This window comes from Stenotrophomonas sp. YJH_SMC_16 (assembly GCF_059367875.1).
Genome location: NZ_JCAFRH010000005.1, coordinates 1 through 25420 on the forward strand (window position 1 = coordinate 1; position 25420 = coordinate 25420).

Below are 25420 nucleotides of genomic sequence, written 5' to 3' on the forward strand. Positions count from 1 at the left end.
TCCAGCAACAGCACCGCCTGCTCCGGGTAGTCGCGGTAGCCGTTGGCCTGCCGCTGGACCACCAGCAACCCGGCCTCTTCGTAGAATCGGATGCGCGACGCTGCCAGACCCGTGCGCCGGGCCAGCTCACCGATCTTCATCTGCCTGAATCCTCGACATCGGAACCTGTTGACCTTCAATCAAACTTGAAGGTTAGCGTAGCGCCATTCCCCTGTCCTGGAGCTGTCCGATGTCGCTGTTCTCGCCCCTGGCACTACCCTCCGGTGCCGTCATCCGCAACCGCATCGCCAAGGCGGCGATGGAGGAAAACATGGCCGATGCCGACCACGCCCCCTCCGAAGCGCTGCTGCAGTTGTACCAGCGCTGGGCCGACGGCGGCGCCGGACTGATCATCACCGGCAACGTGATGGTCGATGGGCGCGCCATGACCGGGCCGGGCGGCGTGGTACTGGAAGACGATCGTCACCTCGACCGCTTCACCGCCTGGGCGGACACTGCCCGCTCGCGGGGTGCGCAGATGTGGATGCAGATCAATCACCCGGGGCGGCAGATGCCGGCCGCACTCGGCCAACCCGCGCTCGCGCCGTCAGCCGTTGCTTTGCAGATGGGCGCGCTGTCCAAGCAGTTCGCACCGCCGAAGGCGATGACCGAGGACGACATCGACGCGGTGATCGCGCGCTTCATCCGCAGTGCCGAGCTGGCCGAGCGCGCCGGTTTCAGCGGGGTGGAGATCCATGCTGCGCACGGCTACCTGCTCAGCCAGTTCCTGTCGCCGCTGTCGAACCAACGCAATGACCGCTGGGGCGGCAGCCTGCACAACCGCGCGCGCCTGCTGCTGGAGATCGTGCAGGGGGTGCGCGCGGCCGTGGCGCCCACCTTCGTGGTGGCGGTGAAGCTCAACTCCGCCGACTTCCAGCGGGGCGGCTTCTCGCCCGAGGACGCGCGCGCCGTGGTGGAGATGCTGGCACCCCTCGGCGTGGATCTGGTCGAACTGTCCGGCGGCAGCTATGAAGCACCGGCCATGACCGGCGCCGCACGCGACGAACGCAGCGTGGCCCGCGAAGCGTACTTCCTCGAATTCGCACGCGAGATCGCCACGGTGGCAACGATGCCGCTGATGGTCACCGGCGGCATCCGCCGCCGCGAAGTGGCAGAACAGGTGTTGGCCAGCGGCATGGCCATGGTCGGCATCGCCACCGCGCTGGCGATCGAGCCGGATCTGCCGCAGCACTGGCAGCAGGGCCGCGACCCGGTGCCGACACTGCGCAACATCAACTGGCGCAGCAAGCCGCTGGCGGCCAGCGCGCACATGGCCGCAGTGAAGTATCAGCTGGGCCGGTTGAGCCGGCACCGCCCCACCGCGCCCGGTATCTCACCGGCCTGGGCACTGCTGCTGGCACAGGCGGACGTAAAGTGTCGGACCCGCCGCTACCGGCGCTGGATCGGCGCCCGCGTCATCGCACATTGAGCCGCGCGGACTTCTCATCACCACAGCGATGCTCCACCATCTGCAGGATCGGCGGCACTCCGCCGCCGGTCGCAACTTGGAGATGGAAGCCACGTGGCAGCAGGATCGACCAGGAACCGCGAGAAGCTGCTCGACGACCTGCTCTCGCTGGGCCGCAACTGGGCACTTGCCATCGCCATCGCCGGTGCCGGCGCGGCCGTCCACTACAACGAATCGGTCTACGAGGCCGGGCTCTGGCGTGGCCTGCTGCCCACCCTCTGCTTCCTGGTCGCGATCATCTGGATCGTGCTCAGCATCATCCGCTTCGACCTGACCCTCCAGCAGCACTTCGAGCGCAAGCGCACGCGCTGGCTCAGCCGCCTGCTCTACGTGGTGCTGCTCGGTACCGGTATCACTGTCGTGTTCTTCGTGACCGAACTGGCGTCCAACAACCACATCGCAAGAATGTGCGACGCCGTGGCCAACGAACCGGCCAGCCGGATCCACAGGTCCGCCGAGTGCCAGCGCCTGTATCAGCATCGGGCGGCCTACCGGCAACGGCTGGAGTCGGCCGAGGGCGAGTTCGACTGAAGCCTGCGCCGGCTTCGCATCGCGTGCGCGAAAAACACATGGCGTGGATATGCCGTCGGGCACAGTGGCTGCGCCTCCCTTGCAGCGAACGAACGCCGCCGACATGCACCACCCACCCGCCCCTGCCCGTCACGATGCCATCGCCCTTCAGGCCGGTGTACTCGGCAGTGTGTTGGGCGTGACGCTGTTCAAGGCGATCGCACTGTCCGCACTGGCGAGTGGATCCTTGATGGTGATCGGGCTGTGGCTGCTGGCCTGCGCGCTGCTGGCTGCCTGGGCACTGGCCGCCTGCCTGGCCTGCCTTGCGCTGAGCCGGCGCGTATTCGTGCTGATGCTGGCGCTGAGCATGATGCTGATGATCTGCGTCGCCTGATCCCAGCAGGCGCGGGACTATCGCGCATCTGTTACAGAATAACAAGTGCGGTTGGTCGGATTGTGCGTGCCCGGGGTCACGGATTTGAATGCCATGGCCAGCCCGGCACCACCCGAGACCTCCCCATGACCCTGCAGCCCCTGCTTCGCGCCTCCCTCACCGCCGTTGCCCTGGCCTCGCTCAGCGCCTGTGCCACCTATGACGACAGCAACATGCATCAGGCCTGCCAGGAATCACCGCATCTGAAGGACCTGCCGCGCGAAGTGGCTGCCCGCGAGAGCCGCTGCAACAAGGGCATGGAAGTGTGGTCGAGCGAGCGCAAGGGCAGTGACAGGCCGATCGACCTGAGCGGCAGGAAGAAGGATCTCTGAGCCGCCTGGCATCTTGATCGTTCCGATGCATGCGGATGACCAGCCCGTCACGATCAGAAGGGCAGGATAACGCCTCCCCACCGCGACGACTTTCCCGATGCCGGCCACTGGTCACCCTGTCATCCATGCCTTTGAAGCTGTGTTCGACCTGTCTGGCGGAGTGGAGCGCATTACGGCGCTCACTGTCATCTGCCGGCACTGTTCTGAAACCCGCTCGGCCAGCGAAGACAACTTGGTCCAGCTGCCGGGCGGTGCCTTGTTCCGCTGCGATGGATGCGGCAGTCATCAGGCGGTGAGCCATGCGCGGGTTGCCGATTGGCAGGTGAATTCGCTTCTGGGTGTCTGAGGCTGGAATACGACGGTGCCATGACGCAGGCTGTTGGCGCAGGGATGATGGTGAAGTCAGAGGCCGCCCCGTGAGCCACCTCGTCGGCCCGAAGGGCCGATGACGGCCAGGGCGCAGGACCTGTGCAGAGCGCAATGACATCACCTCGGCTAAGCTGCGGCACCTTTCTTCACGCACGGCCATGCATCCCTTCCCCCTTCCTGTCTCGGCACCCGATCAACTCGCCTACCGGCTGCTGCAGGACAGCGACTGGGCCCGTTCCGCCGACGCCGCCAACGCTACTCCCGAACTTCGCGCTCTGCTGGCGATGATCCTGGATTCTCCGGAGCCGCTGTGGATCGCATGGGGCCGCGACAACAAGGCGTTCTTCTTCAACGATGCCTACCTGCCGATGCTGGGCGGCAAGCTCCACGGCGCCATGGGCAGCCGATTGGAAGACGTCTGGGCGGACGTCTGGGCCGACGTCGTCGATGCTGTCAACGACGCCTTCGGCGGCACGAGCCGCAGTTTCAAGAACATGCCGTTGATGATGGACCGTGATGGCACGTTGCGCGAGACATTCTGGACGTTCTCCTACTCGCCGCTGCGTGCCGGTTGCGGAGGCGTGGCCGGCATCATCTGCGTCGTCAGCGAGCAGACCGAACGGGTGATCGAGCGCGACCGGCACACGCGCCAGGTGGCGGCCATCACCGAGCAGGCACGCGAGGCCCACCTTGAACTGGTACGCGCCCGCGAACAGCTGCGGCAGTCGCAGAAGCTGGAGGCCATCGGCCAGCTGACCGGCGGCGTTGCACACGACTTCAACAATCTGCTGCAGGTCATCACCGGCTCCGTGGACATGCTGCTGCATACCTGGCCAGCCGGAGATGCGCGCCTGCGCTATGTACAGGCCATCGAAACCGCCGCTGACCGCGCCACTCGCCTGACCGCCCAGCTTCTGGCGTTCTCGCGTAGACAGAGCCTGTCGCCGCAGGTGTTCGACCTTTGCGAGAGCGTGCGCGCGCTTTCAGACATCATCACCACAGTACTGGGTGCGCGCATCTCCGTATCAGTAAACCTGCCCGACGCCCCGTTGCCGGTACTGCTGGACCGGACCCAGCTCGACACCGCACTGATCAACATCGCGGTGAACGCGCGCGACGCCATTGACGGCCACGGCAAGGTGACGATCGATGTGGAACAGCTGACATCGGTGCCTTCCGTGCGGTTCGCGGCGCCGATGAAAGGCAACTTCGCTGCGATCAGCGTCAGCGACACCGGTGCCGGTATCGATCCGTCCGTGGTGGACCGGATCTTTGAGCCATTCTTCACCACCAAGGGAGTGGGCGCGGGCACCGGGCTTGGCCTCAGCCAGGTGTTCGGCTTCGTCAAGCAGTCCGAGGGCGAAGTGGACGTACAGAGCCAGGCCGGTGTCGGTACGCGCTTCACGTTGTATCTGCCGCTGGCGCAGGAAAACGCCACCATCGAGCTGCCGACCACGCAACAGGGGCTGCTGCATGGCCACGGATTGTGCGTACTGGTGGTGGAAGACAACGTGGATGTGGCCGAGTTTGCAGTCGGGGCGCTGCGCGAGCTTGAGTACAACGTCGTACTCGCGCGCAATGCCGACGAGGCACTGGCGGAGCTCGAGCGCGACGCTGCGCGTTTCCACGTGGTGTTCAGCGACGTGGTCATGCCCGGGACCAATGGGCTGGATCTCGCCCGCACCATCCGCAGCCGCCTGCCCGATCTTCCGATCATTCTCACCAGTGGCTACAGCGAACTGCTGGCCCGCGATCCAGGCCACGGTTTCACGCTGCTGCGCAAGCCCTACTCACTGAAGCAGCTGGCCTCCGTGATGACCGAGGCCAGCCGTCGCTCGCAGACGATGGTGACTGCGCTTTAGCCGGCAGATCACCGCGTCGGACCGGTCCAGCAAGCAAGCGCCGAATCAAGGCCGGGCATATCTCCTCCTATGCCGCAGGTCCAGGCAACGATGCCATCCGGGCGCACCAGCACCGCCCCCAGACCCGATGCCGCATCTCCAGTATCTGCGGCGCAGGCGATGGAAGGCTGCCAGCGTTGGCCATGCTGCGGCGGCGAAGACGCCGGGTCGAAAACAAGCAGCGCCCCCTGCCCCGCTCTCAGCAGTTCGCCCAGGCGGCGGCCATCGGCCAACCGGAAGTCCGGCGCGCTCCTGCCGACCAGCGGGTGCTCTCCGCCAAGTTCCAGCTGCTGCGAAACACCCCAGATCCGCTCGGCCAGATACGTGGCCCCATCGCGGGTGCCGGCCAGGTCGGCCATGATCGCTGCCAGCGCGCGCGAGCCGGCCCCGGGACGCATCAGCGCAACCTGCGCGCGCGACCAGTCCAGCACCTTGGTGCCCACCGGATGGCGCTCAGACTGATAGCTGTCCAGCAGCGCCTCATCAGCCTTGCCCCGCACTACGGCGGCCAGCTTCCAACCGAGGTTCATCGCATCGCCGATGCCAAGGTTCAGCCCCTGGCCGCCCAACGGTGAATGCATGTGCGCGGCATCACCTGCCAACAGCACACGGCCGCTGCGATAGGCCGTCGCTTGGCGCGCAGCATCGGTCCATGTCGTGGCCAGGTGCAATGCAGTGATCGTTGCCTCGCGGCCAGACACCCGCCGCAGCAACGCTTGCGCGGAGTGCCGGTCCAGTGGCGTGCGATGGCCCGCGCCACCGTCGAAATCGGCCAGCGCCAGCAGGCCTGGCGGGTTGAAATTGCACATCCCGTGATCGGTGAACTGTCGGCCCGGTGTGAGTACACACCCATCTGCCAGTTCGACCAGCAGCGTGTAACCGGTGAACTCCGGCCCGGTTCCGGCAAAGATGAAGCCCGATTGCTTGCGTACCGTGCTGCGGGCCCCATCACAACCGACCAGCCAGCGGCCGTGGACCCTGCCGGAGCCGATGTGCACGGCAACCTGCGCCTCGTGCGCATCCACCGCCTGTACCGCACGCCCGCGTTCGATGCGCACGCCCAGCGCAATCGCACGTTCGGCCAATACCGTTTCCAGGGCCTGCAGCTCCACCGCCATCTGAGTGCCCACTGGCGTCGGCAGGCGCCAGCTCCAGCGCGTGCGGTCGACGTCGTCCAACGCAAACGGAATGCCGGCGAAGTGGCCACCCAGCGCCCGCGGTTGCGCCAGCCAATGGGCGGTGCCTAGCGGCGGCGCGCCCTTGTCGGGCTTGAGCACCTGAGTCGCGACGACCGCGTCCAACAGGCCACGCCGATCCAGTGCCTCCAGCGTGGGGACGTTCAGGCCGCGCAGCCCGAATGGCAGGCGCTTCAACGGCGAATCAGCGGACCCGGCCTGTTCCAGCACCAGCACCGAACACCCGGCATGGGCCAGTTCGCAGGACAGGAACAAGCCAACCGGGCCAGCACCGGCAATGACGACGTCGTACAGCATGGAGATTCCTTGTGAGCGCCGGGTCGGCGCTCTGGCGGGACAAATGTTACACTCGGTGTACCTTTTCACACGTGAACCACCCATGACCCCGCTTCCTGGCCGTCGCGAGCAGCGCAAAGCCGAGACCCGACAAGCGATTTCCGACGTCGCCACCGAGCTGATCATCCGGCGGGGCTTCGAGGCCGTCTCCATGTCCGAGATCGCCGAAGCCGCGGGCTTCTCACGCAAGACGGTCTTCAACTACTTCGCCAGCAAGGAAGACCTGGTGTTCGATCGCGATGAGGAGGCGCGCACGCTGCTGCGCGAGGGCATGATGGCGCGCAGCGGAATGACCCCGCTGATGGCCTTCCAGTCACTCGTGCGCGAGTTGCTGGAGGCGGGCCATCCACTGCTGCGCATCAATGCCGGTGCTGCCGCCTTCTGGGGCACCGTGGCGGAGAGCCCGGTACTGGTCGCGCACGCGCGACGGCTGCAGGCGCAGTTGACTGACGATCTGGCGCAATTGATGGCCGACGCTGTCGGCCGGCCCGGACATGACGCCGAAGCGCGATTGGGCGCGGCCATGCTGCTGGCGTCGATGGTGGCGGCCTATGAGAAAGGACTGGCAAGCCAACTGCAGGGCGAGGACCCGCGCGAGGCCATGCTGCAGCTGATCGTGCGCGGCGCCACCGGGGTACTGGTGGCCTTGGCGGGCACCCCATATACGGACGCCGGCGCGCGTCCATAGCGCATTCGGGGGATAGGTTTCGACGCGTTGCAAATGCTAATCTTTCTCATTTGCAGACACATAGCCCCTCCCCAATGCCCCTTCGCACACCCCTGCAACGCACCCTGTACCTGGCACTGACCCTGCCCTTGGCACCGCTTGCCCATGCTGCCGAGTCCTCTACTGCCGCGCCCAAGGACCTGGACAAGGTCGAGGTTCGCGGACGTGCACAGGCGCTGTACCGGGTGGACGATGCCGCGGTCGGCACCCGCACGGATACACCGCTGGAGCTGGTCCCACAGTCGATCCAGGTCATCCCGCGTGAACTGATCGACGACCAGGCGGCGCGTCAAGTAACCGATCTCTATCGCAGCATCAGCGGCATCAGCTATTTCAGCTATGCCGGGGTGACCCTGCGCGGCTTCCGCCAGGAGAACGTGCTGTATGACGGTCTGCGCGGCGACCCGTATGCAGGATTCTCGGTGCCGCAGTTGTTCAACATCGAGCGCGTGGAAGTGCTGAAGGGACCGGCAGGCGCGCTTTATGGCGGGGGTGATGCGGGCGGTGTCATCAACTACGTAACCCGCAAGCCCAAAGCCGCTGCCGAGCGCCGCATCGAGGTCCAGCTGGGCGACAAGGACTTCCGTGCCGGATCGATCGAGGGTACCGGGCCGTTGAATGCCGCCGGCAGCGTGCGCTATCGCGCCGGGCTCTATGCCGACAATGAAAAGGGCGTGCGCTGGAACACCGACAGCGAGAGCGTGATCGGCGATGCCTCGCTGGCCTTCGACGTCGGACAGACCGGCGAACTGGTGCTGCAGTTCACCGACATCACCCAGAACCTTGGCGGCAACCGTCTGCGCGGCGTGCCGGTCAACGATGCAGGCACGTTCCTGACCGACCGCCGCTGGAACCACAACGAGGCCAGCGACTTTCTCGACATGCGCGCCAAGGTGGCGCTGGCGCAGTACCGCTTCGCGCCGCTCGACACGCTGGACCTGGACTTCGCCGCCCGCTGGTTCAGCAACAACGAGCACCAGATGTACCACGAGCCGATGGGCCTGCTCGATCGTGACCGCGATGGCGTGGCCGAATGGATGACCCGCCAGCTGCGCAACCAGATCCGCGACAACGACGCATTCACTGCCAACGGCAATGCAGTCTGGCGGGTGACCACCGGCGCGGTGGAGCACAAGGTGCTGTTCGGCGCCGATGTATACCGGCTGGATGCGTACTTCACCGCACAGACCGCGAACAGCGCTGACCTTGCGCGTGGCGCCGGGCCGGTGCGCGGCATCGACCTGTTCAATCCCGTGTACGGCGCCAGTACCTGGCACGACTACTACCTGGCGGCCCTGCCCTGGCGCAGCACGTCCACCCGCAGCAAGCGCTATGGCGGCTACCTGCAGGACGAACTGGCACTGGGCACACGCTGGCATGTGCTGGCCGGACTGCGCTGGGATGGCTTCAAGGATGAGGACCGCATGGGTGGCAGCAGCATGGATGGCAACGATCTCAGCTGGCGGCTGGGTAGCACGTTCACCGTGCGCGAGGGCCTGAATGTCTACGCCAACATCGCCAATGGTTTCGTGCCGCAGAGTGCCGCCAACCAGAACCCGGCCGCTGGCGGACCGTTCGATGCCGAGCGCAGCAAGCAGTGGGAAGTGGGCATGAAGTCGCTGCTGGCCGACCGTGTGACCTTGAACATGGCGGCCTACCGGATCGACCGCAGCAACATCGTGCAGGCCACCGGCGAGGTGATCGGTGGCGTGAACCAGTTGGCCGCGCTGGGCCTGGTACGTAGCACCGGCATGGAGCTGGACCTTCTGGCCGACCTCACCGAGCGCTGGGTGCTGAACCTGACCTACGCCTACAACGATGCGCGGGTGAAGGACGCCGGCCCGAATGGCATCACCAACGCCTCCGGCGACCGATTCGCCAATGCGCCGCGCAACAAGCTGGGACTGTGGACGCGTTATGACCTGCCGGCGATCAACTCCGCCATCGGCTTGGGCGCGGATCATGTTGGCGAGCGCGTCAGCCTGGATGGGCAGACGGTGAAGGCCTACACGGTGTTCGACATGAGCTGGAAGACGACGTGGAAGCAGTGGCAGTTCCAGGCCAACGTCAAGAACCTGTTCGACAAGGTGTACGCGGCCAGTGGCTTCATCGAACGCAACGGGCATTTCCCCGGCGAGCCACGACGGGTGTATGTGCAGGCGGCCTACAGCTTCTGACGTAGGGTTGCGAACCACGATGACAGGGGGAGGTGGCAACCCACCTCCCCTCCCGGCATCAGTGCGAGCAGGCCACCAGCATCGAGCGGGTGGCCATCTGGGTGGAGGTGAAGCCGTTCTTGTTGCCCACCGCGATGGCGTTGCCGTCGTCGCCATCCTTGCTGAAGACCACATAGCCGCCTGGGCACATCTGTCCGGCCTTTTCGTAGCAGCCACTCCAGGAGCTGGAGCCGCTGCAGTCGATGGAGACGCCGCGTCGGCCATCGGGGGTAACGGTCATCCTGGCGGTGGTGCAGCCACTCAGCGCGGCCACGAACAACAACGGAACGAACAACTTCATGGGTACTCCAGGGGATTGGGGATCAGCGGAAGGGCGCCAAGGCTGGAGTGCCCGGATTGCGCGAACCTTGCGCCGATGCGGTCTTTCCCGCGTCATTACAGTCTTGCGGGACATCGGGAAGGCACGCCATGTTCACGCAATGTTCCTGTAATACGGTGCCGGCGCGTGCCGAACCGCCCCGCCACGCCCCCTTCCTGCGCAAGCCCTGCCGATGCACATCCTGCTGATCGAAGACGAAGCCGAACTGGCCGCTACCCTGAAGTCCGCCCTGCAGCGCGAGCGCTACGTGGTGGATCTGGCGAACACGCTGGCGCTCGCCCGCGAAGCGGCCCTTTGCGGATCGCACGACCTAGTATTGCTGGACCGCACCCTGCCCGACGGCGACGGCCTGGGATTGATTCCGCTATTGCGTGAGCGCAACCCCGGGGTGCCGATCATCGTGCTGAGCGCGCTGGGGCAGCTGCCGGACCGCATCGCCGGCCTGGATGAGGGCGCGGACGACTATCTGGCCAAGCCCTTCGCACTCGAAGAGCTGTTCGCCCGCATCCGCGCTGCCGGGCGTCGGCCGAGCGGCATGCAGGTGGAACTGGTGAGCATCGGCCGGTTGGTGTTCGACCCGGCATCGGGCGAGGCGAGCGTGGGCGGGCAGCGGCTGGAGCTGCCGCGCCGTGAGATACGTGTACTGGCCGCGTTGGCCCGGCGTCTGGGTCGCACCGTGCTGCGCGAGTCGATTGAAATGGCGGTGTATGGATTCGATGACGGCATCCATTCCAACACGCTCGATTCGCACGTATCGCGCCTTCGCCGCAAGCTGGCCGATGCCGACGCAGGAGTAGAGATACACGCCATCCGCGGTGTCGGCTATCTGATGCGGGAAGCCAAATAATGGCGCGTCGTCCATCGCTGAAGCGTCCGTTGATCGTCAAAACGCTGATCTATCAGCTAATGGCGTTGCTGGTGGCGTTCTTCGCGCTGCTGATGGTGCTGATACGTGCCGACAGCGGTGGCTACTACACCATCCAGACCTTTGCGCCGGTGGCCGCCGACGCGGTGCACCGCGACCGCAATGGCGAACTGTACGTGCAGAACACACCGGAACTGGCCGAACTGCTGAAGATCGTTCCCGGTGCATGGTTCATCGCCGAGGATGAGCATGGCCACTACGTTACGTTCGGACCTGTGCCGCCGGCCTATGCCTCGCTGGTAGGCGCACTGGATGGCATCCCCTTTGGCGACCTGCGCGGGCGGGATCGCAGCGATGGCCTGGCCGTCGTGGTCCGCCAGCACAGCGGGCCGGCCGGCAAGCTGACCATCATGGCCCATGGCGAAACCGATACGCTGACCTGGCAGATGGCGCTGGCGGCACACATCATCACCCTGCCGATCTTCCTGCTGCTGGGCCTGGCCACCATCGTCCTGACACCGATCATCGTGAGACGGGCCTTGGCCGGGGTGGAGCGCATCGCCGAGGAAGCCCGCAACATCTCCGCCAGCCGCCGCGGTGTCCGCCTGACAGAAACCGCTGTGCCTGTGGAGATCGCTCCATTGGTCACGGCGGTGAATGAAGCACTGGAGCGGCTGGACGAGGGGCACGAACGGCAACGCCGCTTCATCGCCGCCGCCGCGCATGAGCTGCGCACACCCATTGCGATTCTGAGGGTAAAGGTCGATGCGGCCGACGACGCCACCTCGTGCAGCCTGGCCGTGGAAGTGGCGCGGCTGGCGACGCTGGCAGAGCAGCTGCTGGATCTGCACCGCATGGACGAAGACGGGCCGAAGGAAACCATCAACCTGGCGCGGGTGGCCAAACGGGTGGCCGCCGATCTGGCGCCGCTGTTGATCCAGTCGGACAAGACCGTAGCCGTGGCGGTGGAATCACATTTCCCGGTGCTCGGCGAGACCGGCGCAGTGGAGCGGGTAATTTCCAATCTGGTACTGAATGCTGCCGAACATGGCGGACGCCAGATCATCGTGCGCGTTCAAGGCAGCTGCCTGGAGGTCGAGGACGACGGCCCCGGCATACCGGTCGACCAGCGCGAACGGGTTTTCGAACCCTTCCAGCGGTTGCGGCCGCGGCAGACAGGCGCGGGCCTGGGGCTGAACCTGGTGCGCCAGGTAATCGACCGCCACGGCGGCCACGTCACGATTCTGGATGCGCCGGGCGGTGGTGCATTGATCCGTGTCGAGTTTCCATTGCATCCGGGCGTGACCAGCACGCCACCGCTGGAGCACTGAACACATCGCATGCACCTGTGTAACCGGCGCCTGTCCATGCGTGGCCAGGAGCGAGGACAGGCAAGGTTGCGGCAATGTTCGCTGGACAGCATCGGGGTGTGGCACCTGCCGTGCCACCGCGTTCCTATCTGACAGGAAGCCTGCATGTGACCCAGGGAGCTCCCCCACCGTCCCCTTCCGCACGCACTGTGCCACCGCGGAATTCGCCGGGACTTACGGCTGCCGCATGGAATCGCCGCCCACACAATGTCCGCGCGCCCGGCCTGCAACATTGGCCGCTTTGGCTGCGGACAGTTCCCGATATCGAGCGCACTGGCGTGCTGATGCGGCTGTTCGGCGCGTTGTTTCTGCTGCTGCCCGGCATTGCGCTGGTGGCTTCAGCGTATCGGCACGCGAGCACAGCGGTGGCGACGGCCGTGTTCCTGTTCGTTGCCGTGCATGCTGCGCTGCATGGACTGGCGGCATGGCGGGCGGCAACCCCGCACCCAACGCCACCGCTGCTGCGGGCCCTGGACGGCCATGCCGCTGGGATAATGATTGCCAGTACGCTGCTGATCGCCATCGGTGCAGGAATGGCGAAGCTGCATGCTTCGACCTTCCCCTGGTTGTTGGCCAGCGCGGCGATTCAACTCTGCGCTGCGCGCATCGCAGGTCACCGGCTGCGAAATGCACTGCTGGTTCTCGTTAGCGCCCTGCAGTTCATCGCCGTGGCACTGCTCGCTCTTCACGCCGCGCGCTGAAACAACGATCGCCCCGCAAGGTTCACGCAACCCAGCGCATCGAGACTCGACGGTCAACCACGTCTGCCACGACAAACGCGCGTTTCTACTACCGCGAGGACCCCCGATGACCTGTCTGTTCTGGATGTTGCGCCGATGAGCGCCGTACCGCGCAAGCGCCGCCGTGCGCTCATCATTGCTGCCGGCCTGCTGTGCAGCGCGCTGATTCTGTTCGCGTGGTTGCAGCCCGCAGCACCTCCGCACCTGCAGGTTGCACCGGTCGCTCGCGGCAACATCGAACAGGTGGTGGAGGCCACTGGCACGCTGAAGCCCTCGCGACTGGTAAGCGTGGGTGCACAGGTCTCCGGCCGCATCGATACTCTGCATGTAAAGCTGGGCGACAAGGTGAAAGCCGGCGATCTCATTGCCGATATCGATTCGCGCACTCAGCGCAATGCATTGCTGAGCGCGCAGGCCGCGCAGCGCACCGCGCGCGCCAACCGCGATGCACTGGCCACCGACTTGCGCCAGTTCGAGCTGACACTGCATCGGCAGCAGCAACTGGCGGCCTCGCAACTGGTGGCCCGCGCCGACTTCGATGCAGCCAAGGCCAAGGTCGATGCCACCCGGGAACAGGTCGCTGCGCTGGACGGTGAAGTGGCGCGCCGACAGACCGACGTCGATGTTGCTCAGACCAATCTGGAGTACACCCGCATCACCGCCCCCACCGACGGAACCGTACTGGCCGTGGTCGCGCGCCAGGGGCAGACCGTGAATGCGGTGCAGAGCGCCCCCACCATCGTGATGCTGGGCAACCAGGATGTGATGACGGTGTACGCCGAGATCTCCGAGGCCGACGTCGTACACACGTCTGTTGGCCAGGAAGCATTCTTCACCATTCTTGGTGATGCCGGCCGCCGCTACAGCAGCACGTTGCGGGATATCGCGCCAGCGCCGGAATCGATCACCAACGAAGACAGCTCCAGCCTTGCTGCACCGGCAGTGTCGGGTGGCAGCCGCACGGCCATGTACTACAACGGCCAGTTCGACGTGGATAACGCCGATGGCCGCCTGCGCAGCTACATGACCGCGCAGGTCCGCATCGTGCTGGGCCGCGCCAACAACGTACTGACCATTCCCTCGGCCGCATTGGGTGCGCGCGCCGCCGATGGCAGTTACAGCGTGCAGGTACGTGGTGCCGACGGCCGCGCCAGCACGCGGCGCGTCACTACCGGGCTGGATGATCAGATCCAGGTGGAAGTACGCACCGGGCTGAAGGAAGGCGAACAGGTCGTGCTGGCGCAGGCCGACGCCGAAGCCACCAGCGCACCCACGCAGTCCAGATGAGCACGACCACGACCGAGCCGCTGCTGCGCGTTCGCGGCGTACGCCGCGAGTTTGCCGCAGGCGAGCAGACATTGGTGGTACTCGACGGCGTCGACCTGGATATCCACGCAGGTGAACTGGTGGCCATCGTAGGCCAGTCCGGTTCGGGCAAGTCCACGCTGATGAACATCCTGGGCTGCCTGGATCGCCCTTCCGCCGGTGTCTATCAGATCTCCGGGCGCAAGACCGCGCAGATGTCGCCGGATGAACTGGCCGAACTACGCCGCGAACACTTCGGCTTCATCTTCCAGCGCTACCACCTGCTGACCGATCTGACTGCACTGAGCAATGTGGAAGTGCCTGCGATCTACGCCGGCATGCCTGCCGATGCACGCCTTGCGCGTGCGGCCACGCTGTTGTCGCGGCTTGGCCTGGGCGAGCGCATGCAGCATCTTCCTGGTGAGCTGTCGGGTGGCCAGCAGCAACGCGTTTCGATTGCACGTGCGCTGATGAATGGCGGCGCAGTGATCTTCGCCGACGAACCTACAGGTGCGTTGGACACGCATTCCGGCAAAGAAGTGATGAAGATCCTCGGCGAGCTGCACGCCGAGGGCCATACCGTGGTGCTGGTTACGCATGACATGGCCGTGGCCGAGCACGCGCAGCGCATCATCGAAATCCGCGATGGGCGGATTGTGGATGATCGTGCAACCGGTACTGGTCTGTCAGCGGGCGTGGCGACGCCAGCCGTGACCCAGCCTGTGGGCAACAGCGGCTGGCGGGTCTGGCGGGACCGTTTCGCTGAGGCCTTCCGCATGGCATTGCGCGCGATGAACGCCCACCGCATGCGCACCTTCCTTACCATGCTCGGGATCATCATCGGCATTGCATCGGTCGTAGCGGTGGTGGCACTGGGTACCGGCGCACGGCAGGCCATCCTGTCCAACATCTCCTCGTTGGGTACCAATACCATCGAAATCTATCCCGGATCGGGCTTTGGCGACCTCCATTCCGCGCGGGTGGAAACACTCACTCCCGGCGACAGCGTGGCCCTTGCCCGGCAGCCATTCGTGGACAGCGCCACCCCCGGTGTTGCCACCAGCGGCACTGCCCTGCGCGGCAACCGTTCGGCCAGCGTGCAGGTGCAGGGCGTCAGCGAGCAGTATTTCCGCGTGCATGGCCTGAAGCTGGGCGAAGGCGCCTTCTTCGGCCCACCGGGTGTGAGCGGCTACCAGCAGGTCGTGGTGATCGACGCCAATACCCGCGCTCGCTTCTTCGCTGCCGCGGACAATCCCATCGGCCAGACCCTGCTGCTGGGCAACGTGCCTGTGCGTATTGTGGCCGTGGTGAAGAAAGATGCCGGTGCTGCCGGCGATGCGTCACTGCTGCGGGTATGGCTGCCTTACACCACCGCCATGGCACGCATGCTGGGGCAGAGCCACGTGTCCAGCATCACCGTACGCGTTTCCGATGCGATCAGCATGGAAGCGGCCGAGCAGGCCATCGGACGATTGCTGACGCGGCGTCATGGCAGCACCGACTTCTACATGAGCAACAACGCGCAGATCCGTGAATCCATCGAACAGACCACCGGCATCCTGACCATGATGATCAGCTCCATCGCGGCCATCGCATTGGTGGTCGGCGGGATCGGCGTGATGAACATCATGCTGGTGTCGGTGACCGAGCGCACCCGCGAGATCGGCGTGCGCATGGCGGTGGGCGCGCGCCGCAGCGACATCCTGCAGCAGTTCCTGATCGAATCGGTGCTGGTCTGCCTGCTCGGTGGTGTACTCGGCATCGGCGTGGCCCTTGCGTTGGGCGCGGCTCTGGAGCTGGCCGATGCGGGCTTCAGCCTGGTGTTCTCCGTCAATTCGATTCTGGCCGCCTTCGCCTGTTCCAGCCTGATCGGCGTTGGCTTCGGATTTCTGCCGGCACGACGTGCCGCACGGCTCGATCCGGTGGAGGCACTGGTCCAATAGCCAATGCATCTACCTGTACTGACAGCAGGTTCGCGCAATGTCCGCAGTGTGTACTACGGCTACCGAGAATGTCCGCACAGGAGCTGGACGATGCTTCTTAGAACAGGAAAGCCCGCACTGCTGCTGGTAGCTGCCGCGCAGCTACTGGTGTTGATGCCCTACTCCAGCGACGCCCACGCACAGCGTGGCGATCGCTACAGCCCACACTGGAGCCAGGACTACCGTGATCGGGAGCGCGATGCATGGGAGCGGCGCGAACGTGAGCGGGATCGTGAGCGGGAACGCGAGCGCCGGCACGACGCCAAAGCCACCGGCGTGGTAGTTGGCGTGGTGGGTGCAGCGGTGGTGGCCGGCGTGATTGCCGCTGCTGCCAAGCGCGAACGCGAAGTCCGCGAGCGCGCCGACTACTGCATGAACCGCTACGGCAACTACGACCGCCGCAACGATACCTATCGCGGCGCCGACGGCTACACCTATCCCTGCCGCTGATTGACCCTCAACAAGGACGAACACCCCATGACCAGAACTACTCTGTTGATTGCCCTGTGCGCTGCCCCATTACTGGCCGAGGCCGCTCCGGCCGATCCGAAACAGGCCTACATCGATTCCACGTTCACCGCGATGGATACCAACAAGGATGGACGCGTCGACAAGTCCGAGTACGCAGAATTTCAGCAGGGCCGTTTCAACAAGCAGGCCGATTCAATCGACGCCGCATTCACCGCGATGGACAAGAACAAAGACGGACGGATCAGCAAGGAGGAAGCCATCGTGGTGCCGGAGATCGCGAAGTACTTTGCGGGCCTGGACACCGATGGTGATGGCTATCTGTCACTGAAGGAAATGCAACAAGCCATGGTGGCCGCTCAGACTGCAGACGCGCCAACAAAGTAAATCCAGGGCGGGGCGCTGAAGATGGATGCCCATCCGGACGCGGTGCGGGTTGAACACACCCTCTTCCCACGTTAGCCTCCGAGATGCCCAAGGAGGGCTATCAACGGAGTGAAGCATGAAGATTGGATTCAAGCTGTCTGTTGCTATTGCGGCTGCTGCACTGACCCTGGGAATCGGCAGTGCCTCCGCGCAGTCCCGCTGTACCCCGTGCTACACCGCCTACGAGGCTTGTCTGGCGGCGGGCAATGGCGAGAAGGTGTGCTACCCGGCATTTGCCCGCTGCCTACGGAACAGCGGCTGCACCATCCCGTAAGTCACGCACTGCCGTGATTCATGCCGGCCCCCTCCGGGGGCTGGCATTGGTGCGCGCCATATTCCATGCTCGGCCGACAATCACCTCAGGGCGAACGCTTGAAACCACGATAGGTTTCACCCCACTCGCGCATGGCCAGCAGCACCGGAACCAGCGTGCGCCCGAACTCGGAAAGCTCGTATTCCACCTTCGGCGGCACTTCCGGGTACACGTGGCGGATCACCACCCCGTCGGCTTCCAGTTCCCGCAGCTGGCTGGTCAGCATGGACTGGGTAGCGTTGGGCACACGCCGCGTGAGCTCCATGAAGCGTCGCTTGCCTGTCATCAGGTGGAACAGAATGACCGGCTTCCACACGCCGCCCATGACCGACAGCGTGACTTCCACCGCGCAACCGCTCTTGCCGTCCCAACGCCTGCTACGCATGCATACTCCGGAAAACCATAGTACCTACGGAAAATCATCGTTCTTGTTGCGATAGTGGTGCGAGCCTAGCATGGGCTCATCCATTGAACGTGAGACCGCACCATGAGTTTCAAGGCACTGCTGACCCGCAAGACCAACGACGGCGTTTCCACGGAGCTGGTCGATTTCGATGAAGCCAACCTGATGGATGGCGACGTGCTGGTGCAGGTCGAGTACTCCACGCTGAACTACAAGGACGCGCTGGCCCTCACCGGCACGCGCCCGGTGATCCGGACGTTCCCGTTGATCCCTGGCATCGATCTGGCTGGCGTTGTACTGGAGTCGGGCAATGCCGGTTTCCAACCCGGTGACCGCGTGGTGTTGAACGGCTGGGACCTCAGCATGGGCCACCACGGCGGCCTCGCCCAGCGCGCCCGTGTTCGCGGCGAATGGCTCAACAGGATTCCCGCCAACCTGAGCACCCGCGACGCCATGGCCATCGGCACCGCCGGCTACACCGCGATGCTGTGCGTGCTGGCGCTGGAAGATGCCGGCGTGATGCCGGACAAGGACGATGTGCTGGTGACCGGCGCCAACGGTGGCGTCGGCTCGATTGCGGTGGCGATCCTTTCAAAGCTGGGTTATCGCGTAGTGGCTGCCACCGGGCGCCCGGAACACGCCGAGTATCTGCACAGCCTGGGCGCCGCCGAGATCATCGACCGCGCGCAGCTTTCAGAACCGCGCGAACGGCCGGTGAGTGCCGAGCGCTGGGCCGGCGTGGTGGATGTGGCAGGCGGCCCTACCCTCGTCAACGCCATTGCCGAGACGAAGTACCGCGGCGCAGTGGCCGCGTGCGGGCTGGCGCAGAGTGATGAGCTGCATGGCTCGGTGCTGCCCTTCATTCTCCGCAACGTGACGCTTGCCGGCGTGGATTCGGTGAATGCGCCGCAGGCCGTCCGCCAGCGCGCGTGGGATCGTCTTGCCACCGACCTGGACCCGCAGAAGCTGGAAAGCACCGTGCAGCTGATCGGGCTTGCCGAGGTGCTGGACGTCTACGACCAGATCATTCCGGGCAAGGTGCGTGGGCGGATTGTTGTGGATGTGAATGCGTGAGCAGATCGTCTGGATCCACTGCATCTGATGCAGTTTCCATGCTGCGGCGAATGGTGAACACGCAGTGAAACGACGCGGGCGGCGGTGACCTCAAGCCAACGCCGCTCGCATACGCTCGGGTTCCCATCGCTACCTGGACACCTGACATGCCAATGACCGCGTTCGCACTTGCCGCTGCGCTTTCGGGCCTGCCCGACATCACCTGGGAGCGCGAGCGCGCCGAGGATGCGCACCAGCTCATGCTGTGCCAGATCCATCGCGATGCGCTGAAGCAGAACGAGGGCAAGGACGATGCCTATCCGCGTGCCAAGGCGGTCTGCGATCTGCTGGCGCGCGAGTACAAGGACAAGTGGGATTTCGATGCGCAGGACGCGCTGGCCGCTTCGGCGGTGGATCTGGATGAGCTGATCCGGCGCGGTGATGTGGTGGAGGTCCCGCCAACGAAGCAGGATCGCGCCTACGAGTGACGCCGTGCCTGCAGGCAAGGCAGCACGCATCGTCTAGGGCCCTTATCATGTGGGCTCAAGGGCCCAATAAGCCCTATTGACGCTTGCAAGGCAGTATCTGGATGTCTATGGAATGGTGCCCCTCGGGCTGGGGCCGACGCGTGACCCGTTCGCCCCATTGGTCGCTGCGGCTTGATGGCGAGTATGTTGAACTCAGTGTGTCCGGCCAGCAGTTCCGGCAGCGCGTGGATGAGGACCAGCAGGTGCAGATCCATCCAGGGGTCTTCTGGTCACGGGTCGAGCTGCAGACCGGCGATGCCGCTGGGCTGTGCGTAGACGGGCTCCCCAACGGACAAGCATCCCGGCTTGCTGCGGCCCTGAAACACATGCTCTTTGCGCGCACCACGCGTGGGCGCAATGCCTTGTTTGACAGCGTTCTGCAACAGATTCAGTCGTGGTTGAACGACGCGGACGCCCTCATCGACCGAGGCAATGCCGGCCGCCGCTGGATCACCCACGAGCAGCAGCAGGCGCTGCTGGCGAAGCGCTCCGCCCTGCCCCTGCAGCCGCTGGAGCTGGAGCAGCTGTTCCGCGATGAGGACGTGCATGAAGATCTGCATGCGGACAGCCATCGCGCAGCGCTGGACGTCCTGCGCGACTGGAACCTGGATTGGCCCGCTGCCTGGGCCGAAGCCAACGAGGCCATGACCCGGCGCGAGCTGGTGTTGGCCAAGGATTTCCTGGACCGGGTCGAGAGTAGACCGCTGACCGAGGAACAGGCCCGCGCCGTCATCTGCTTCGACAACCGGGTCCAGGTCGTGGCCGCGGCCGGCTCAGGCAAGACCTCCACGATGGTCGCCAAGGCCGCTTATGCCATTGACCGCGGCTTTGTCGAACCCGAACGCATCGTGATGCTCGCCTTCAACAAGGATGCCGCCAGAGAGCTTGAAGAACGCGCACAGCGTTCCTTCGACCGATTAGGCATGGGCGACATCACGATTGAGGTACGGACCTTCCATGCACTCGGCCTGGCCATCATCGCCAAAGCCACGGGGCGCAAGCCCGATATCCCGGAATGGGCCATTGACGCCACGCTGGGCTTCAACAAGCTGGCCGAACTGGTGGACGACCTGAAGGATCGCTCGACCCACTTCCGCACCCAATGGGACATGTTCCGCCTGGTGTTCGGGCGCGACCTGCCACCATTCGGCGCGGAAATGGAGGCCGACGGCTACGACCGCGATGGCATGCCCTACATCCGCACCCTGCAGGGTGAGCGGGTGAAGAGCCTGGAAGAGTGCGTGATCGCCGACTGGCTCTTCTACAACGGTGTGACGTACGACTACGAGCGGCGCTACGAATTCGATACGGCGACCGACACCCATCGCCAGTATCGTCCGGACTTCTATTACCCGGACGCCGGGCTGTATCACGAGCACTTTGCGCTGGATGCCAATGGCCAGCCGCCGGCGCACTTCGCCCATTACGCCGAAGGCATGCAGTGGAAGCGCCGGCAGCATGCGGCACGCGGCACAGCCCTTGTCGAGACCACCTCGTTCGGCCTGCGCAGTGGACATGCACTGCAGGATCTTGCGGAGCGACTTGGCGCGTCTGATGTCGAACTCGACCCGAACCCTGACCGCGAGTTGCCCGATCAGGGCGCCAAGCCGATGCCGGATGCAGACCTGATCGGCTTGATGCGCACCTTCATTGCCCACGCCAAGAGCAACTGTCTGACGCTGGACGATATGGCCGCGCGCCTGCGGCAGATGCCCGAAGATCAGTTCAGGGAACGGCATCGACGCTTCCTGGAGATCGCCAGCCCTGTTTTCCAGGCCTGGGACAACGCACTGGCTGACGAGCACGGCATCGATTTCGAAGACATGCTCAACATGGCGGCCGGGCTGCTGGAACAGGGCCGCTATGAATCGCCCTACGAAATGGTGATGGCCGACGAATTCCAGGATGCCTCGCGCGCCCGCGCCCGGCTCTGCCGTGCGTTGGTCAGCCGCCCCGGCCGCTATCTGTTTGCGGTAGGCGATGACTGGCAGTCGATCAATCGCTTCGCCGGTGCCGACGTTTCGGTGATGACCGGATTCCGCGAATGGATGGGCCATGGCCAGGTGCTGAAACTGGAGCAGACGTTCCGTTGCCCTCAGGTACTGTGTGATGTTTCCAGCCGCTTCATCAGCCGCAACCCCGCGCAGATCGTCAAGGAGGTTCGCTCCGCTGCACCGGCAATGGGCCCGGTGCTGCAGGCGTTCCAGATGAATCGGCGTGAGGAGGTGCAGGATGGCGTTCGCCAGTACCTCACCAAGCTGCATCAGCAATTGTTGTCCGGGGCGGTGCCACAAGGGCGCGATGGACGCGTGACGGTGTTCATCCTGGGGCGCTACCGCGCCGATCGCAGCGCGATGCCTTCGGATTGGAAGACAGCCTTTGGCAGCACGATGGACGTCGAGTTCCTGACCGCTCATCGCTCGAAGGGGCGCGAGGCGGATTATGTGATCCTGCCGGGAATGGTCCATCGAGGCTTCCCGAGCCTGCGCGCGGATGATCCTGTGCTTTCCTTGGCGATGCCGGATGGCGACACCTATCCACTGAGCGAAGAACGGCGTTTGTTCTATGTGGCGCTGACGCGAGCGCGACGGTCGGTTGCGATGTTCACCCTGCAGGGCAAGCACTCGCCGTTCCTGGATGAGCTGGTGAAGGACGGGGCAGTGGAAGTGACCGCGATTTCAGGCGCGGCCATCCACGAAGAACGCTGCCCAGTGTGCAAGGTCGGCGTGTTTGTGGACCGCAATGGGCCGCATGGGGCTTTCCGGTCGTGCTCCAGCTACCCGTTGTGCCACAACAAGCCGAGGGGTGGGCGACGCGGGTAAGCGCGTTCAGCCAAACCCATATGCACCCACGCCAACCCGTGCAAGCTGGCCTGATGGTTCGATGGCCGGACAGCAGCTGCGGAGGCAGAAAAAAGCCCCTGTTCCCAGGGGCCATTTCATGATTCTGGCGGAGAGAACGACGGCCATGTAGGCGACGTCGCTGGTACCAGCAGCGTCGCCAGCTGCATAGACCGTACGGAGCTCAATACACGGCTCAACCAGTCAGAGAAGCTTATTGAGGCAGTCTCTAGTTGGGCTGGAACCCCCAAGCCCTGACGCGACTGAACGGCATTCCGGTGAGCGACTTGCACTCGCCCGGCAGCGGCGTGTCCGAGCGCGCAGACTTGACAATGCCATAACCGGTATCCTGGAAGAACATTGCAGCACCGCTGTCGCCACCACCGCACGCGAGCGAGCTTCCCTCTACCTTGAACCAGACCTCATCGCATTGCATAGACTCGGTGGGCCCACAAATGTTTCCAGGACTATGCTTAACCGACGTGACTATTCCACAGCTATATCCGCTACGCGAACCACGGAAGCAGATGGTACCGTCTTTCGCTGGCACATTGTAAACGTTCGCAATAAATCGCGTTGACACCGTTGACGAGGCGTACGCCTCCAGCAAAGGAATGTGCGGAGATGGAATTCGATGCCACTGCACATCGGTTTGCGCATCGTTCCTTTGATCCTGGAATATCAAGGGGAACGTAACCAAGGTCCCGTTCTGGCTACTCCCATAGTTGCCATAGATGACATCGTCGGGGCAATGCGCTGCCGTTATGATTCCCTTTAGACCTGTAGCCACGTGCTTCACCGTAAATCCGGTGGTGCAGTATGAATTGTTTGACTGCAGCACGGCTCCGCCGATTGCATATATGGAATTGCTTTCAGGAACGTCCGACGTCTTGAAACGGAGCTTTACGCGATAGGCACGTTCGAGCTTGGACAGGATTCCCATGTACTTCTTGGCGTCCTGTTCATCCCCACGTATTCTGACCTCAGCCTCGTTATCTCCGGCATATCCGGTCAATCCAACGAAACCAGGGATAGCTGACTGTGCTGCCAGCCGAATTTCCTTCAGTTGCTTGGTGAACTCCTCCTCCGTGAAAAGGTGCCCAGAGGAGAACTCGACACGTGCTTTACCAGCCGCCGTCGTCCATTGCCGCCCTGCTACAGCACCATCTCCCTTGAGCTTCACCGAAACGTGAAAGTCAGGCGACTGCTCGATGCTGATTTCCGTCAAGCGCCCGGCATACTCTCGACGAATGTCCTGGATGCTGGGTGCCACTGCCGCCTCCAGCTGAATCCGTCTGATTGCTTCATCAACCGATAGAGACTTGACTCTGGAAAGGAGGGAGCTGACCGCAACCGCAGTCTCCTCATCCAGCTCCTCCAATTTCTCACTCTCGGAAACATTCTTCTGAGCAAGTGCAGTGGTGGACACAATACTCCCGAAGAGCAGTCCGAGCACACTCATGTAAATAGCGCCTGCTTTCACTTAGCCTCCTCCAATGAATGCCGTGGGAATCCTGCGCAGCCTGTTGCGGGCCGAGTATTAGTGTACGACGTGGTTACGATTGCTATTGAGTAGAGTGTTCCATTTTCAACCGTCAGTGTGTTGTCACGGAGCCGGTAGCCCGAGATGCGCTCGCTGGAACCCACGCGGGATCTTGGCCCCTGATCTCACGTCCTGCACACTCTCTCTGTCGCCTGTCAGCCAGAACGCTTGGCAGCATGCGTGCTCTGCGCGACTGCAGCCCCTCTGCCCCTGGAACCCAATAGCTGGATTGATGAACTGACGAGCAGCAAGGCGAGAAAACAAAAAAGCCCCTGTTTCCAGGGGCTCTTTGAAACAACTGGCGGAGAGAGTGGGACTAAACGATCCCAGCACTAACCTATTGATATTAAAAAGGAACTCTAGCCGGAATGTGTCCTGGTGAGTGTCCTTCGAGTCTATTGCCAAAGTCCCATTGACTCAAGCACAGCGATGTCGACTGGCCTTAGTTAGGGCGTCAATTTAATCGGCCGCCGCTGCTTCAACACCTGAATTGACGTCAAAGGTCCATCCGCACCCAGAGCAGACAATCGAATTTTGCTCGTAAAGCTTGAACAAGGACTCGTTGTCTGACAGCACGGGCTCAGTGCAATTCGGGCAGTCCAAATCCAGCTCATTAAGTATAGATCTGATCTCTGTCATGAGTTCGATAGAGCCCAGACCATTGGAACGGAGATCAACCCAGTGCGCAAATCCGATCCGCGTTCTGACAAAAGTTAAATCCAATTCATCGTCTCTTCTTTTGGCGAAGCTGGACACAAGAGCTTCAACAACATCAATCGTGTGCATGACCACAAGCGGAAGGTAGCTATAAAAGCCCTCCCATTGAGTCAACCAGGCTTCTTCTGTCGAAAATATGAAGTTGAAGTTAGCCGCCTCTGTCTCTAGACCTGGAAAGGTTGTTACAAGATGATTTGCTTTTTGAAAAAGGTCTTCATAGCCAAAAGCGAATTGCTTGTTGTAGCGAAGGTCATACATAAGCTTGGGCTGCATCCATCCCCCTAGTGACGTTTTTTCCATCGCAAGTGTGATGAGCTCCAATTTCCTCTTCTCACTCATCTTACTGATCGACTTCGCCTTAAGCTCGTCACCTTCGAACACAGTAAGCATGTCCTCGGGATCAGCGAGCAACCATTCAAGGTAAAGAAGGTTCTCTTTTAAGGGCTTCCTCAAGAGTGCGTATGCGACCGTGAGCTTGCCTTTCGCAGAGCACCTTAAAGCCTCATAGAGAAAATTTAAGAAGTCCCTGAGCAATGCAGACGTGAGCTGCTTGTAATACATCTCCTTGATTTCGTCACGATGGCCGTTTTCCGTCATCCACTTGAACAGCTCATCACCGCCAAGCCCCTCTTGAATGGGAGCGTTCGCAACAACCTGGACGGAAAAGATGTCCGCTTTCTCCCCCTCTTTCCATGTCGACACCAGCTGATCGTGCAGGAAAAAGGAGAAGTTGTGACTGAAACGAAATTGCTCGGGGAGATTTCCGTAATCCACGCATGTTCCTAGTGAACGCCAGGCAAGGCATTGCCAATTCTTACGTCAGCTAACCGCGCCGTCAAGACCGCGCCAGAGCCACCGGCCATTGATTTAAGGTCGAGCCTGCGGCCCAGCCGATGGATAGCTGAAACTAACGAGCGACACGAAAACTTTGGTCGATGAATCCTTGACATTGCGTGACCCCGGCTTATTTGTGATTAACACTCAAATAAAACCGGAGATCC

25 protein-coding genes are annotated in these 25420 nt (G+C 63.3%); 19 read left to right on the forward strand and 6 right to left on the reverse strand.

The genetic code is table 11. The features are described 5' to 3' along the window. Positions 1-140 (reverse strand): MerR family DNA-binding transcriptional regulator (locus AC5P6E_RS12010; RefSeq protein ID WP_495231055.1); only part of this gene is annotated, 140 nt, incomplete at its 3' end. A gap of 89 nt (positions 141-229) precedes the next feature. Between AC5P6E_RS12010 and AC5P6E_RS12015 the strand changes: the two genes are divergently transcribed. The 6 genes from AC5P6E_RS12015 to AC5P6E_RS12040 all read left to right on the forward strand — a co-directional run bounded on the left by AC5P6E_RS12015 (position 230) and on the right by AC5P6E_RS12040 (position 5013). After that, positions 230-1468, forward strand: a complete 1239-nt coding sequence (locus tag AC5P6E_RS12015; protein ID WP_010484834.1) for an NADH:flavin oxidoreductase/NADH oxidase family protein — start codon at positions 230-232, stop codon at positions 1466-1468. A gap of 93 nt (positions 1469-1561) precedes the next feature. Then, positions 1562-2038: a hypothetical protein gene (locus AC5P6E_RS12020; protein WP_495230987.1), complete on the forward strand. Its 477-nt coding sequence runs from the start codon at positions 1562-1564 to the stop codon at positions 2036-2038. A gap of 103 nt (positions 2039-2141) precedes the next feature. Next, the gene (locus AC5P6E_RS12025) at positions 2142-2411 is read left to right on the forward strand and encodes a hypothetical protein (RefSeq protein WP_010484830.1); all 270 of its coding nucleotides are present in this window, start codon (positions 2142-2144) and stop codon (positions 2409-2411) included. A gap of 125 nt (positions 2412-2536) precedes the next feature. After that, entirely contained in the window at positions 2537-2782 is a 246-nt protein-coding gene (locus AC5P6E_RS12030; protein ID WP_010484828.1) for a hypothetical protein, read from the forward strand. A 97-nt stretch (positions 2783-2879) separates the two neighbouring features. Then, entirely contained in the window at positions 2880-3128 is a 249-nt protein-coding gene (locus AC5P6E_RS12035; protein ID WP_005410137.1) for a hypothetical protein, read from the forward strand. A 181-nt stretch (positions 3129-3309) separates the two neighbouring features. Continuing rightward, on the forward strand, positions 3310-5013 hold the full coding sequence (locus tag AC5P6E_RS12040; RefSeq protein ID WP_010484824.1) for an ATP-binding protein: 1704 nt from the start codon (positions 3310-3312) through the stop codon (positions 5011-5013). 8 nt (positions 5014-5021) lie between these two features. Here the strand turns inward: AC5P6E_RS12040 and AC5P6E_RS12045 are convergent, their stop codons facing one another. Continuing rightward, positions 5022-6545 carry an FAD-dependent monooxygenase gene (locus AC5P6E_RS12045; RefSeq protein ID WP_483697752.1) on the reverse strand — a complete coding sequence of 508 codons (1524 nt, stop codon included), beginning with the start codon at positions 6543-6545 and terminating at the stop codon, positions 5022-5024. 82 nt (positions 6546-6627) lie between these two features. Between AC5P6E_RS12045 and AC5P6E_RS12050 the strand changes: the two genes are divergently transcribed. Together AC5P6E_RS12050 and AC5P6E_RS12055 are read left to right on the forward strand one after the other, a co-directional pair. Beyond that, complete coding sequence (locus AC5P6E_RS12050) at positions 6628-7272, forward strand: TetR/AcrR family transcriptional regulator (RefSeq protein WP_483697753.1); 645 nt, start codon at positions 6628-6630, stop codon at positions 7270-7272. A gap of 74 nt (positions 7273-7346) precedes the next feature. After that, positions 7347-9488, forward strand: a complete 2142-nt coding sequence (locus AC5P6E_RS12055; protein ID WP_483697755.1) for a TonB-dependent siderophore receptor — start codon at positions 7347-7349, stop codon at positions 9486-9488. 58 nt (positions 9489-9546) lie between these two features. Here AC5P6E_RS12055 and AC5P6E_RS12060 read toward each other — a convergent pair whose 3' ends face one another. Then, a complete protein-coding gene (locus AC5P6E_RS12060; protein ID WP_010484816.1) occupies positions 9547-9828 on the reverse strand; it encodes a hypothetical protein in 282 nt (93 codons plus the stop codon). A 211-nt stretch (positions 9829-10039) separates the two neighbouring features. On the opposite strand from AC5P6E_RS12060, the gene AC5P6E_RS12065 reads away from it, so the two are divergent. The 8 genes from AC5P6E_RS12065 to AC5P6E_RS12100 all read left to right on the forward strand — a co-directional run bounded on the left by AC5P6E_RS12065 (position 10040) and on the right by AC5P6E_RS12100 (position 17297). After that, positions 10040-10714: a response regulator transcription factor gene (locus tag AC5P6E_RS12065; RefSeq protein ID WP_401744009.1), complete on the forward strand. Its 675-nt coding sequence runs from the start codon at positions 10040-10042 to the stop codon at positions 10712-10714. Further along, positions 10714-12063 (forward strand): sensor histidine kinase, encoded by a 1350-nt coding sequence (locus AC5P6E_RS12070; RefSeq protein ID WP_010484812.1) that lies wholly within the window; start codon positions 10714-10716, stop codon positions 12061-12063. Before AC5P6E_RS12065 ends, AC5P6E_RS12070 begins: the two co-directional genes overlap by 1 nt. A 323-nt stretch (positions 12064-12386) precedes the next feature. Continuing rightward, entirely contained in the window at positions 12387-12803 is a 417-nt protein-coding gene (locus tag AC5P6E_RS12075) for a hypothetical protein (RefSeq protein ID WP_109813647.1), read from the forward strand. 135 nt (positions 12804-12938) lie between these two features. After that, positions 12939-14129, forward strand: coding sequence for an efflux RND transporter periplasmic adaptor subunit (locus AC5P6E_RS12080; RefSeq protein ID WP_483697758.1), 1191 nt, complete (start codon positions 12939-12941; stop codon positions 14127-14129). Further along, on the forward strand, positions 14126-16090 hold the full coding sequence (locus tag AC5P6E_RS12085; RefSeq protein ID WP_483697760.1) for a MacB family efflux pump subunit: 1965 nt from the start codon (positions 14126-14128) through the stop codon (positions 16088-16090). The genes AC5P6E_RS12080 and AC5P6E_RS12085 overlap by 4 nt, the downstream gene beginning before the upstream one ends. 90 nt (positions 16091-16180) lie before the next feature. Further along, a complete protein-coding gene (locus AC5P6E_RS12090; RefSeq protein WP_483697762.1) occupies positions 16181-16579 on the forward strand; it encodes a hypothetical protein in 399 nt (132 codons plus the stop codon). 27 nt (positions 16580-16606) lie between these two features. Continuing rightward, positions 16607-16984 carry an EF-hand domain-containing protein gene (locus tag AC5P6E_RS12095; RefSeq protein ID WP_483697888.1) on the forward strand — a complete coding sequence of 126 codons (378 nt, stop codon included), beginning with the start codon at positions 16607-16609 and terminating at the stop codon, positions 16982-16984. A 115-nt stretch (positions 16985-17099) separates the two neighbouring features. Further along, complete coding sequence (locus AC5P6E_RS12100) at positions 17100-17297, forward strand: hypothetical protein (RefSeq protein WP_032128612.1); 198 nt, start codon at positions 17100-17102, stop codon at positions 17295-17297. A gap of 85 nt (positions 17298-17382) precedes the next feature. On the opposite strand, the gene AC5P6E_RS12105 is transcribed toward AC5P6E_RS12100, so the two are convergent. Next, a complete protein-coding gene (locus tag AC5P6E_RS12105; protein WP_043398633.1) occupies positions 17383-17721 on the reverse strand; it encodes a winged helix-turn-helix transcriptional regulator in 339 nt (112 codons plus the stop codon). 102 nt (positions 17722-17823) lie between these two features. Here AC5P6E_RS12105 and acuI point away from each other — a divergent pair, with 102 nt between their 5' ends. The 3 genes from acuI (at position 17824) to AC5P6E_RS12120 (ending at position 22141) form a co-directional block, all read left to right on the forward strand. After that, positions 17824-18813 carry an acrylyl-CoA reductase (NADPH) gene (gene acuI, locus AC5P6E_RS12110; protein ID WP_248853671.1) on the forward strand — a complete coding sequence of 330 codons (990 nt, stop codon included), beginning with the start codon at positions 17824-17826 and terminating at the stop codon, positions 18811-18813. A gap of 146 nt (positions 18814-18959) precedes the next feature. After that, positions 18960-19280 carry a hypothetical protein gene (locus AC5P6E_RS12115; RefSeq protein ID WP_005410147.1) on the forward strand — a complete coding sequence of 107 codons (321 nt, stop codon included), beginning with the start codon at positions 18960-18962 and terminating at the stop codon, positions 19278-19280. A 107-nt stretch (positions 19281-19387) separates the two neighbouring features. Beyond that, positions 19388-22141: a UvrD-helicase domain-containing protein gene (locus AC5P6E_RS12120; RefSeq protein ID WP_495231056.1), complete on the forward strand. Its 2754-nt coding sequence runs from the start codon at positions 19388-19390 to the stop codon at positions 22139-22141. Between the two features lie 247 nt (positions 22142-22388). Here the strand turns inward: AC5P6E_RS12120 and AC5P6E_RS12125 are convergent, their stop codons facing one another. After that, on the reverse strand, positions 22389-23621 hold the full coding sequence (locus AC5P6E_RS12125; RefSeq protein ID WP_099559573.1) for a chymotrypsin family serine protease: 1233 nt from the start codon (positions 23619-23621) through the stop codon (positions 22389-22391). Positions 23622-24161: 540 nt separating this feature from the next. Continuing rightward, a complete protein-coding gene (locus AC5P6E_RS12130) occupies positions 24162-25193 on the reverse strand; it encodes a hypothetical protein (RefSeq protein WP_495230988.1) in 1032 nt (343 codons plus the stop codon). Positions 25194-25420 lie beyond the last annotated feature (227 nt).

Bases quoted from the DNA above. Each gene is read 5' to 3' on its own strand.
- AC5P6E_RS12015 (WP_010484834.1), top strand. From the start codon at position 230: ATGTCGCTGTTCTCGCCCCTGGCACTACCCTCCGGTGCCGTCATCCGC.
- AC5P6E_RS12025 (WP_010484830.1), top strand. From the start codon at position 2,142: ATGCACCACCCACCCGCCCCTGCCCGTCACGATGCCATCGCCCTTCAG.
- AC5P6E_RS12030 (WP_010484828.1), top strand. From the start codon at position 2,537: ATGACCCTGCAGCCCCTGCTTCGCGCCTCCCTCACCGCCGTTGCCCTG.
- AC5P6E_RS12035 (WP_005410137.1), top strand. From the start codon at position 2,880: ATGCCGGCCACTGGTCACCCTGTCATCCATGCCTTTGAAGCTGTGTTC.
- AC5P6E_RS12040 (WP_010484824.1), top strand. From the start codon at position 3,310: ATGCATCCCTTCCCCCTTCCTGTCTCGGCACCCGATCAACTCGCCTAC.
- AC5P6E_RS12045 (WP_483697752.1), bottom strand. From the start codon at position 6,545: ATGCTGTACGACGTCGTCATTGCCGGTGCTGGCCCGGTTGGCTTGTTC.
- AC5P6E_RS12050 (WP_483697753.1), top strand. From the start codon at position 6,628: ATGACCCCGCTTCCTGGCCGTCGCGAGCAGCGCAAAGCCGAGACCCGA.
- AC5P6E_RS12055 (WP_483697755.1), top strand. From the start codon at position 7,347: ATGCCCCTTCGCACACCCCTGCAACGCACCCTGTACCTGGCACTGACC.
- AC5P6E_RS12060 (WP_010484816.1), bottom strand. From the start codon at position 9,828: ATGAAGTTGTTCGTTCCGTTGTTGTTCGTGGCCGCGCTGAGTGGCTGC.
- AC5P6E_RS12065 (WP_401744009.1), top strand. From the start codon at position 10,040: ATGCACATCCTGCTGATCGAAGACGAAGCCGAACTGGCCGCTACCCTG.
- AC5P6E_RS12070 (WP_010484812.1), top strand. From the start codon at position 10,714: ATGGCGCGTCGTCCATCGCTGAAGCGTCCGTTGATCGTCAAAACGCTG.
- AC5P6E_RS12075 (WP_109813647.1), top strand. From the start codon at position 12,387: ATGCGGCTGTTCGGCGCGTTGTTTCTGCTGCTGCCCGGCATTGCGCTG.
- AC5P6E_RS12080 (WP_483697758.1), top strand. From the start codon at position 12,939: ATGAGCGCCGTACCGCGCAAGCGCCGCCGTGCGCTCATCATTGCTGCC.
- AC5P6E_RS12085 (WP_483697760.1), top strand. From the start codon at position 14,126: ATGAGCACGACCACGACCGAGCCGCTGCTGCGCGTTCGCGGCGTACGC.
- AC5P6E_RS12090 (WP_483697762.1), top strand. From the start codon at position 16,181: ATGCTTCTTAGAACAGGAAAGCCCGCACTGCTGCTGGTAGCTGCCGCG.
- AC5P6E_RS12095 (WP_483697888.1), top strand. From the start codon at position 16,607: ATGACCAGAACTACTCTGTTGATTGCCCTGTGCGCTGCCCCATTACTG.
- AC5P6E_RS12100 (WP_032128612.1), top strand. From the start codon at position 17,100: ATGAAGATTGGATTCAAGCTGTCTGTTGCTATTGCGGCTGCTGCACTG.
- AC5P6E_RS12105 (WP_043398633.1), bottom strand. From the start codon at position 17,721: ATGCGTAGCAGGCGTTGGGACGGCAAGAGCGGTTGCGCGGTGGAAGTC.
- acuI (WP_248853671.1), top strand. From the start codon at position 17,824: ATGAGTTTCAAGGCACTGCTGACCCGCAAGACCAACGACGGCGTTTCC.
- AC5P6E_RS12115 (WP_005410147.1), top strand. From the start codon at position 18,960: ATGCCAATGACCGCGTTCGCACTTGCCGCTGCGCTTTCGGGCCTGCCC.
- AC5P6E_RS12120 (WP_495231056.1), top strand. From the start codon at position 19,388: ATGGAATGGTGCCCCTCGGGCTGGGGCCGACGCGTGACCCGTTCGCCC.
- AC5P6E_RS12125 (WP_099559573.1), bottom strand. From the start codon at position 23,621: ATGAGTGTGCTCGGACTGCTCTTCGGGAGTATTGTGTCCACCACTGCA.